General features: G+C 40.0%; 9 protein-coding genes. 3 read left to right on the top strand and 6 right to left on the bottom strand.

Annotated features, from left to right (window positions below):
* Positions 1-50: 50 nt before the first annotated feature.
* Entirely contained in the window at positions 51-974 is a 924-nt protein-coding gene (locus HWQ39_RS04245; RefSeq protein WP_292841917.1) for an ABC transporter substrate-binding protein, read from the top strand.
* Positions 975-1,007: 33 nt separating this feature from the next.
* Here the strand turns inward: HWQ39_RS04245 and HWQ39_RS04250 are convergent, their stop codons facing one another.
* The 6 genes from HWQ39_RS04250 to HWQ39_RS04275 all read right to left on the bottom strand — a co-directional run bounded on the left by HWQ39_RS04250 (position 1,008) and on the right by HWQ39_RS04275 (position 6,944).
* Entirely contained in the window at positions 1,008-1,445 is a 438-nt protein-coding gene (locus HWQ39_RS04250) for a hypothetical protein (protein ID WP_292841919.1), read from the bottom strand.
* A gap of 12 nt (positions 1,446-1,457) precedes the next feature.
* Complete coding sequence (locus HWQ39_RS04255; RefSeq protein ID WP_292841921.1) at positions 1,458-2,870, bottom strand: amidase; 1,413 nt, start codon at positions 2,868-2,870, stop codon at positions 1,458-1,460.
* A gap of 164 nt (positions 2,871-3,034) precedes the next feature.
* Positions 3,035-4,003 carry an FTR1 family protein gene (locus tag HWQ39_RS04260; protein WP_292841923.1) on the bottom strand — a complete coding sequence of 323 codons (969 nt, stop codon included), beginning with the start codon at positions 4,001-4,003 and terminating at the stop codon, positions 3,035-3,037.
* Positions 4,004-4,101: 98 nt separating this feature from the next.
* Positions 4,102-4,536 carry a ferritin-like domain-containing protein gene (locus HWQ39_RS04265; RefSeq protein WP_292841925.1) on the bottom strand — a complete coding sequence of 145 codons (435 nt, stop codon included), beginning with the start codon at positions 4,534-4,536 and terminating at the stop codon, positions 4,102-4,104.
* A 172-nt stretch (positions 4,537-4,708) separates the two neighbouring features.
* On the bottom strand, positions 4,709-5,746 hold the full coding sequence (locus tag HWQ39_RS04270) for a helix-hairpin-helix domain-containing protein (RefSeq protein ID WP_292841927.1): 1,038 nt from the start codon (positions 5,744-5,746) through the stop codon (positions 4,709-4,711).
* A 172-nt stretch (positions 5,747-5,918) separates the two neighbouring features.
* Positions 5,919-6,944: a multicopper oxidase domain-containing protein gene (locus HWQ39_RS04275; protein WP_292841929.1), complete on the bottom strand. Its 1,026-nt coding sequence runs from the start codon at positions 6,942-6,944 to the stop codon at positions 5,919-5,921.
* A 711-nt stretch (positions 6,945-7,655) separates the two neighbouring features.
* On the opposite strand from HWQ39_RS04275, the gene HWQ39_RS04280 reads away from it, so the two are divergent.
* Both HWQ39_RS04280 and HWQ39_RS04285 read left to right on the top strand, forming a co-directional pair.
* On the top strand, positions 7,656-7,847 hold the full coding sequence (locus tag HWQ39_RS04280) for a CbtB domain-containing protein (RefSeq protein WP_292841931.1): 192 nt from the start codon (positions 7,656-7,658) through the stop codon (positions 7,845-7,847).
* A 277-nt stretch (positions 7,848-8,124) separates the two neighbouring features.
* Positions 8,125-9,294, top strand: a complete 1,170-nt coding sequence (locus HWQ39_RS04285) for a hypothetical protein (RefSeq protein ID WP_292841933.1) — start codon at positions 8,125-8,127, stop codon at positions 9,292-9,294.
* Positions 9,295-9,519: the final 225 nt, after the last annotated feature.

Genomic DNA, 9,519 nt, shown 5'->3' on the forward strand with positions numbered 1-9,519 from the left:
CTTTACAAACATTCTATTATACTATTCTTAGTCATATAAGGAATTTTAATATGCATCGTCGTTGGCTCTTATCTGCTTTAGCAATTTTCTTGAGTATAGTTTTAATTGGTTGCACCACTGCAAATACTCAGCAACCACAAACCAAAGTGGAAAATAGCACTGAGGCGACTAACACGAACTCTCAACAATTATCAAAAGGCTTGGCAAAAAGAGTTGTTGCTCTTTCTTCCCTTTCTGCTGATATTATCTCTCGACTCGAAGCAACAAAAATTGTTGGAATTACTGGGAATAGATTATTTAAGAATGACTCAAGATTCAAGGATATTCCCCGCGTTAGTGAAGGTCAAAGTCCGCCAAATTTAGAGAAAGTGGTGGCACTAAAGCCAGATTTAGTTATTGGTGCTGAAGGTTTTTCTAACATTCCAATCCAAAAACTTCAGCAGCTAGGAATTACGACTTTGCTCACTAAGGTGAATAGCTGGGAATCTCTAGAAGAACTTACTAAAAAACTGGCTGGGTTAATTAATGCTGATCCTCAGCCTTTGTTAAATCGTTATAAAACTTTTTTGCCAGATAAGCCAACTCAGAGTCCTTCTACTCTAGCGCTGGTTAGTCGTCAACCAATTTTAGCGCCAAATAAAAATAGTTGGGCAGGGGATTTGCTGGCGAAGTTTCAGGCGAAAAATATAGCCGCAGATTTACAAGGAAAAAGCCCAGTTGGCGGCTATGTGACGCTTTCGGCTGAGAAAGTTTTAGAAGCAAATCCAGAGGTGATAATTTTAGTTAATCCTCCACAAGGAAATTCGGAAGCAGCACTTTTAGATTCTTTGAAAAAGGAGGCTTTTTGGCAGCAATTACAAGCAACTAAAAATAACCGAGTTTATGTGTTTGATTATTTTGGTTTGGTGAATCCAGGTAGTATAGATGCAATTGAAAAGGCTTGTCAGCAGCTTAAGCAAGCGTTGTTTGCATAACAAGGCAGTTCAACTTTCCCATCTAAAAACTAGTTATTTACAGTGTTGTTCAAGAAGAGATACAGCTAATTCAAAACTATTAGGTTGAGTTTGCACTGCATAGGCTTCTCTTTCTAAATCTTGCCGTTTAACATCGGTATAGCGTCTAAAAAATGGTCGAGCGTAATTGCTTGGTTGAATTTTTAAACCTAAAGTTTTTATTTTTCCTTTTCCGGCACATACCTGTGCTGCATGAACAGTTTCATGGATTAGTGTTTGAGTCCCAATATGTAACTCAAACACTACGGGATTAATCCAGATTTTTTTGTCAGCTTCTCTTAGTAACCCATAAGCTCCTCGCTTTGGTGGCAGTGCAATGATTACCTGAAACCCTTTCTTTTCTAATTGATTTTTTAAATCTACAAATTTTGACTCTAGATTGGGTGTTTGAGAAAGCAGTAGTAAGGAATTTAATATAAAAATTTTGCTCACTGCCTTTTTTAATTACTTCAAAACATTTCTATTCAATTCTAATGGCATGATGAAAGGAGAAATGCTTTCGTAGGCTTTAGCTGCTTGCAGTACCAGTAGATCTCTATATTTCGCGGCAACAATTTGTATCCCTACAGGTAAACCATTTGTAGTGAAGCCACAAGGTACAGACGCAGCAGGTTGTTGTGTGAGATTAAAAGGATAGGTAAAAGGTGCCCAATCGCGTTGCGGATTGTCAATAGATGATTGGGGTCTGTTTTGTCCAACTGGAAAAGCAACTGTAGGTAAGGTGGGAGTAATTAGTAAATCATAGTTTTCATGAAAGCGTTGCATTTGTCGTCCCAATGCTTCACGAGCATCTTGGGCGCTAAGATATTCTGATAGGGTGATGCGATCGCCTTCTTTGGCAATTGAGAGCAAGCCTTCTTCAATGAGAGCTTGTTGTTCTGGATTAAAGCCGCGCACTAACTTTGCTGCACCAGCTTGCCAGAAGGTTTGAAAAATACTGCGGGGATTTGCAAAACCAGGGTTAACTTCTTCAACAACAGCACCAAGTTTGGCAAAAATATCAACTGCGGCTTTAACTAAGGCAGCTACTTCTGGATCGACATCAGCGTAGCCAAAGTTAGGACTGTAAGCAATCCGCAGTCCCGCAACACCTTTATCTAAATCAACAGTGTAGTCTTGTTTGTCATTTGATAAAGCATACCAATCCCGCACATCAGGATGGGCAATAACATTCATCATGACTGCGGCATCAGTGACAGTGCGAACTAGAACGCCAATATGAAACAAAGTTCCTGTATGGGCTGATGGATAGCCAGCAACACGCCCAAAAGTGGGTTTTAAACCAAACACTCCGGTTAAGGCTGCCGGCGCTCTTGACGAGCCGCCCCCATCTGTACCGAGATGGAGTGTTCCCATTGCCAATGCAGCAGCAACAGCTGCCCCACCACTACTACCTCCAGGAGTCAAATCTGTATTCCAAGGATTGCGAGTAATCCCAGTCAGGGGGCTGTCGGTTACACCCTTCCAGCCAAACTCTGAGGTTGTGGTTTTTCCTAGTAGTACTGCTCCTTGTTCGCGCAAACGAGCCACCGCAGGGGCATCTTCTGGCCAAGGTTGATTGGAAGTAATCGCTTTACTGCCTCGTCGAGTTGGCAAACCCTTAGTTAAGAGTAAATCTTTGACGGTAAAGGGTATACCATCCACCAAGCCAAGGGGATTTCCATTCAGCCAACGCACCTCGGAAGCCTCTGCTTCAGCAAGAGCGGTTTTTTCATCAACGATCGCAAATGCATTAACTTGGATATTGTAAGTATTAATTCGCTCTAGGGCAGCTTTGGTTGCTTCTGTTGGTGACAACTGGCGAGCGCGATATAACGACAAAAGCTTAGAAGCCGAGAAATCAGCAATATCTGACATATTTAGGATTGAAAAAATGATTTGTGAGCAATTTTTGGTTAAAAATCCGGTATAACTATCAAATTACCGTAGTTTGTCTCACAACTCAATCTTCAAACCAGTAGTGGATGATAAGCGATCGCTAAAGCTATTCCCAGTCTCAGACTGGGAATGAAACAAAAATCTTAATCTTTTGCAGAACTAATTGGTTTTTGACCAAAGGGGATATTCTTTCTACCTTCACGAGACACACCCCCAAGGCTGCGGAAATACAGTCCTCCAATGGTGAGTAAAAATGTCACATATCCCACTGCTTGCACAAGATAGAGATTGTCTCTATAGCCAAATAAAGATTTGAGAATAATGCCAGGAAACTGTTCGTCAGGCAAGATTGTGGAAGTATTGGAAACCATTGGCCCCAAAATACAGGAGTGGACTTTTGTAAAACGTTCGTAATAAAAACAAAGGTTTTCTGTGGCACGACTGCTCAGGGCAAGGTTCCCTACGGCTTCGTCAAAGTGTTTCAAGGCTGAAACTACCAACCCAGCGACAATCAACACTAATAAAACGCCCATTACCTGGAAAAACTGGCGGATGTTAATTTTGACACCCCATTTAAATAGCAGCACTCCAATGGCAGATGCCGCTACTAAACCAGCAATAGCGCCCAAGGCTGGCATTAATCCCTGTTGAAAATTAGCGGCAACAAATAGAACAGTTTCAAAGCCTTCGCGGACAACAGCAATTAAAATTAAGGTAAAAACACCCCAGCCAGCATTTGAGTTTTGTGTCAGCGCTTCTGTTACTGCTCCCTCAACTGTAGCTTTCATGAATCTGGCTTGTTTAGTCATCCAGATTAGCATCCAACTGAGCATTGCGATCGCTAATACACTAAACACACCTTCTAGCGCTGGCTCAACTACAGTGGTGTATTGAGGATTCGCGGCTCCCAGTATTTGAATTAACCAACTGAATAGCACACCTATTAAGGCACTGACGACAATGCCAACGCCGACACCAGCATATACCCAAGAGTTGAGTCGGGATTGTTTCGCTTTTTTCAGCAAAGCTAGCACAATGCCAACAACAAGGGCAGCTTCCACCCCTTCTCGGAGTGTTATGACAAAAGTGGGTAGAGCAGTACTAAAATTCATTTTTTGTCCTTTGTTTTTTGTCCTTAGTCATTAGTCCTTTGTCCTTAGTCTTTTGAATTGTTTTTGACTAATGATCAATGACTAATGACTAATGACTATTAGCTAAAATCGCGTAACATCTTTTTCAGTTCGAGATTATGCATCTCTTCTTGTCCAATCATACCGCGAGCGAATTCTTCTAAGTAAATACTGGCATTGGTGACAGTTTCGAGCAAGTTTTTATACAGTTCCAATGCCTTTTTTTCATGGGATAAACTTTCTTCCAAGATATCCTTGACTTTATGCTGATAGGTTTCTTCCATTGGGGCGATTTTCAGGGAGGGATGCCCATCTAAACCGGTGAGAATTTCTCCCACTTGTTCGGCATGAAGTAAAGACTCACTTGCCTGTGCTTTGAAAAAAGCCACGATTGGAATGCGGTTAGGGCCTGTTACCATCAAAGAATAATGTGTATACCGCACTACCCCTGCTAGTTCAAATTCCATGATGGCGTTCAGCAGGTCAATGGTCTTTTTATAGTCAAGTTCTTGCATCAGTTGTTAGTTCAAGTAACGAATGGAGTGTAATTAGTTAGGAGTTAGAAGTGAGGAGTTGAAAGTTAGGAGTTAGTAGTTTGGGATTCATAACTCATAATTCGTAACTCCTAACTCTTAACTCCTAACTATTTTAAACTCCTTAACCTATACTTTCCATTAAATTAAAATGTTATCGCTGTGCTTGGGTATTGGATTTGTCAACCACTTTTTGAGAGTTTTCCTCAATGGTTTTCACTAGCTTGGTAACATCATTAGGAGTTTTAACTGCTTTTGCTGGTGGGATGGCGGCGGGCCAAACTTTTATTAGTTCAGCAAAACTAGCATCGATCGCTTTATGTGCTTCGGGATCTGCTTGAGCTACTTGACTAGAAATTCCTTTGTATAATTCATTGGCGTAAATGACAAAACCACGGGAGTCTTGATACTCAATTGGCGCAGTTATTTTACCATCTGCGATCGCCGCGCCATATTCTGAGTTGGCTGAATCTAGTAGTTCGTTAATTACCTGTAGCGTAAATCCTGGTTTTGAGCGTTGAGCTTCTGGCAAAGCTGCGATCGCGGAATCAACTGCTTGTACAGAAGAAGTAAAATTAGTTTTAACTTTACTATCCTTCGGACTAGATTTCACTAAATCCTGCAAACTTACCAAAGTTGTCTTAAATTCTTTGACTTTGCGCTCATTAAGTTGCTCTTCTACGTCAACGTAAATTTCTTCAACTGGATGCCCAATATGAGGTTCTGCCTGTTTCGGCTGATTCTGATCTAGCAGTTCTCGTGCTACTAAAAGATGCCCTTTCATTAAGCCTAATTTCGACATATAGTCAACATCTTTTGCCTCACCTGTGAGTACCACTTCTTGAACACCAACCTGATCTTTAATTTGGTCGAACTGCTCTTGAGTAATTACTTTTTTAGTAACTAAATCTTCTGGGCTACCATAAGGACGAGCTGCCTGAATTTTGTTCGATAAAGCCGGAACACCTAGTTTGGCTTCAAATTTATCTAATTCTGACAAGATAGCAGTGTTAATGTTAATTTTTTCTTTGCTACTGTGACCACTATGACTGTTATTACTTACTGCCTCTGTAGCGGCAGGGCTAGCAACGGGTGCTGATGGATTTTCTGCGGTTGGTGTACTACTACAGGAACTCAAGCTAACTATTAAGGCTGCTGCTGCTGCTAAACAGATATAACGAACTTTTATCATCTTTGCTCCTCGCACAACTAAAAAAGGTATTAATTGAAACATTTCAAACTATTACTAAAAACTAGTTTGTTTGACACATTGTCATAGATTTTACTGTCTCATATAATGAGATTTTTTATTAACTATTTATCTAAAACTTTAATAAATTAATTACGAATTACTACTAATATTGTCAGGATTTTTTAGCAGGATTTTGAGAGTTACTCTGGGCAAGTACTTCAAATTGACCCATGCAACCGTTTTCTGCGATCGCATCCTGATGGGGATGGAACATATACTTACCTGGATAACGAAAAGCAAATTCTAAGATGTGCCTTTCTGCGACACCCATCGTAATCACATCCGCTTTCTCGCTAGGAGTCATAGTCATGCCGTAGCGATAGACATCAAAAAAGTTGGCGTGGAGATGAAACGTCACGGCCGGATCGTATTCAATGATGTTGAGGACATACAGCCGAATCAACTGATCTTTGTAAATGCCAATGGGATGATGCATGTAATAGTGAGGCAGACCGTTGAAGGCGTAATAATCGTTATGGCTATCATCATTCACGTCATACCCACCCATTACTAATACGATTTCATCAGCTGGGGGACGGTGAGTCGGCGGATCGATGATAAACATTCCGTACAGTCCCTTGGCAATGTGGCGGGTGACTGGTTCAATATGGCAGTGGTATAAATGAACCCCATAAGGTTCAGCATCAAATTCGTAGATTGTGGCATTACCATTGCTGATTGGGCGAACACCATCCATTTCTGCTGGATGAACGCCATGAAAATGCAAAGAGTGAGAATGTCCCGCATTATTGAGAAATAGTACCCGGATGCGATCGCCTTGTTTTGCCCGTAGCGTTGGCCCTGGTATGCGACCGTTTAAATCCCAGATGTTATAAGAGACAGCACTATTGAGTTTTATGATGGAAGTACCAGCAGTTAATTGAAATTCTCGGATAGTCCGCCCATTTTCTTGCTTCACCGTCCCATAATCAAAATCCCTCAACATCTTCATCGGATTAGTAACGTCATCTGGTGCTTCTATATTGAGTGGTGGCACTTTGACGGTTGACTTACTTTGTAGATTTAGCATCTGCCAAAGTCCAGCTGCACCAGTCACTCCAGCACCCGCTAGGCCCAGCTGCAATAATTGACGGCGGCTCCAAGGTTTGCCGTTACCCAGAGCGAAGTTGTTGGGCATGACATTGTAGTTACGGTTAGCGCTATAAAAGAATTGCAAAAGATTTGCAATTGCTTTTAAATATTAGAGGAATTAATAATTATTGTCAATAATTTTAGAGTGCTTCCTAATTGCTAGTGTAAGTTATTAGATTTAGAGCAAGCAAGAATCATTCGCTAAAAACTCTAGCAAAATTTTCTTAACTTTAACAGTATTTATACGTTTAATTATGTATAAATTATATTGGAAATAAGCTAGTTGCTTCATGCCGATTCCTGATATGCTTATTGCTTGAGCAGTACTTAGAATACAAACAATGTGTATAGTAGCACCTTAGAAGATATGGACGCAAGCAAGAAACTGTCGCTAATCTCTAGCGTATTTAATTAGCTTAGAGATAACATAAATTGCGTTTCTTCAAGTCATTTTTGATGCTTGGCAATATGAGCATTTTTAATTTTTATCTGTTACCTTCGTATTCGTAGCATTGAAAATGCCGTTACTCTAAACCATGTGTCATTCTTTTGTTATTTGTATGGACTTTGTGTGTAAAATTCTGCATCGTGATGAGCCGATGTTCAAAGAATAGTATAGTATTCACTAAAGCCAAACTACACAATACATTTGATACACACTTGTCAAATACAAAGTTGATCGTATATCTTTTTCCAATCAAGGGGTGTCATACCCTTTGATTGATGGATTACCCAAATTTATTATAGGATGTCAAAAATGACTACTTTTTCTCATATTTCAATATTGCAGAAGACCGCAGGTGTTACCTTATCCAAGCCTGTGCAGGTAACGCTCTATATGCTGCTATCTTCTTTAGTTATCTGGACTGTGTTGTTCTCTACCTATCCTGCGGTTCATAACACAGCACACTCAACACGTCACCATACATTAGGCGTTGCATGTCACTAAATTATTATAATCTCAAGATTTTTTAGGTGCATGAAGCTTTGCTAGGTAACATAGCGCGGATTTTGTGCCAGTGTTTTTGATTGGAAATGACTTTTAGGTTTTGTAGAGATGCTTTTTTTCCATCTCTACATCACCTTAACTTAATTTAAGATGATGTTTGATTTATGATTAATTATTGCACTTAAACTATAATAATAATCTGGAATAACTTTCATCTACTGCTATTAAAGTTTCAGTCACAGAAAGGACATAAAGTTAACATTTACCATAAGTTATTATGAAAAAATATCGGCTTTTTGGAGTTATCAGCGCTGTTTGTATCGCTTTGTCAATTCTTTATTCTTTTGTGGGAAATTCCCAAACTCCTTCATCCAGAGTGCTACTTTCCACCAACCCACCTTTAGAACGTATTCTGCCCTTTGAAGCAGAGGCAGAAAAACCGCAATCTCCTGTTAAGCTGACACTACAAGCCGTTGATGCTGCGGGTAAATCTTTAACAAATGCCAATATTAGTTTACAAATTTTGACACCGCCGCGTAATCCTTGGTTAACAACGGATTTTCCCATTGTCGAGGGAACAAAATTGTTACAAATGAATGCTAATGCACTTGATGGTAAGCTAGAAATTCAGCAGATGTTACCCATACGTGGTAATTATCAACTATTAGTTAAAGTGTCACCTTTGGTAGCAAATAGTTTTACTGCTTATGAACAAACTTTAAATCTGCATGTCCGAGAAAATCCAGTCAAATATAAATATTTTGTTGCGATCGCAGCTATATTACTGTCACTTGGATTGTTGGGTGGTTGGGTTATTGGCGGACAAGAAGAACTACAACAAGGAGAAATCGCACCCCAGTCAGTCCGGCTTTTATTAAGTGCATTGACTGTAGTGGCTATAGTAACCCTATTAGTTATTAATATTAGTGCAGAAGTTGCTGAAGCTCATGGCAGTGAACATCACCCAAGTAGTAGCGAAGTAATCGCACCATCATCCCAAAAATCTCAGGGATTAGAAATTAACCTTGAGGGAGATAAAAATGCAACTGTCGGAAAACTTGCAAATTTAGCGTTACAGGTGAAAGATACCGCAAGCGGACAACCAATCATAGATGTAGCATTACAGGTAAAAGCGATCGCCACAGAACATAATTTAACAGTCTTTGATTACAAAGGTATTCCCGACGATCAAGGTAAGCTAATATGGCAAGAACAATTTTTTGATGGTTCACCCCACACAATCGAGGTAGAAGCAACTCCTATAGCAGGATCTAACCGTCAATTTACACCAGTGAAGGTAGCGCAAGAAGTCGAAGTTAAAGCGATCGCACCACCAATTTATATCCGATTGATTGGTTTATTCTACTTTACAGTCTTTGTCGGCATTGGTATGGCAATTGGATTGCTAATACAAAATCGACGAAAACCACAAGCAAGGGTAAATTAAGTCATATTGACTGCTTGACTGTATTAATCGGTCAAAATAGTGTGGTTTTTTGACCACACTATATTTTTGTATATAGCAATTTTAACCACTCTCGTAATGTCTGGGGTTTATCTTGCAGTTTTAAGCTAGTTTCTGCGATCGCTCAAGCAGATGACAGACGTATACTATATGTGCGATTCGTTGGTTAGAAACTAGACCTCATAAGGATTCTAGGGGATTAGCCGC

This window comes from Nostoc sp. NMS8 (assembly GCF_017115045.1).
In the GTDB taxonomy this organism is placed as follows: Bacteria; Cyanobacteriota; Cyanobacteriia; order Cyanobacteriales; family Nostocaceae; genus Nostoc.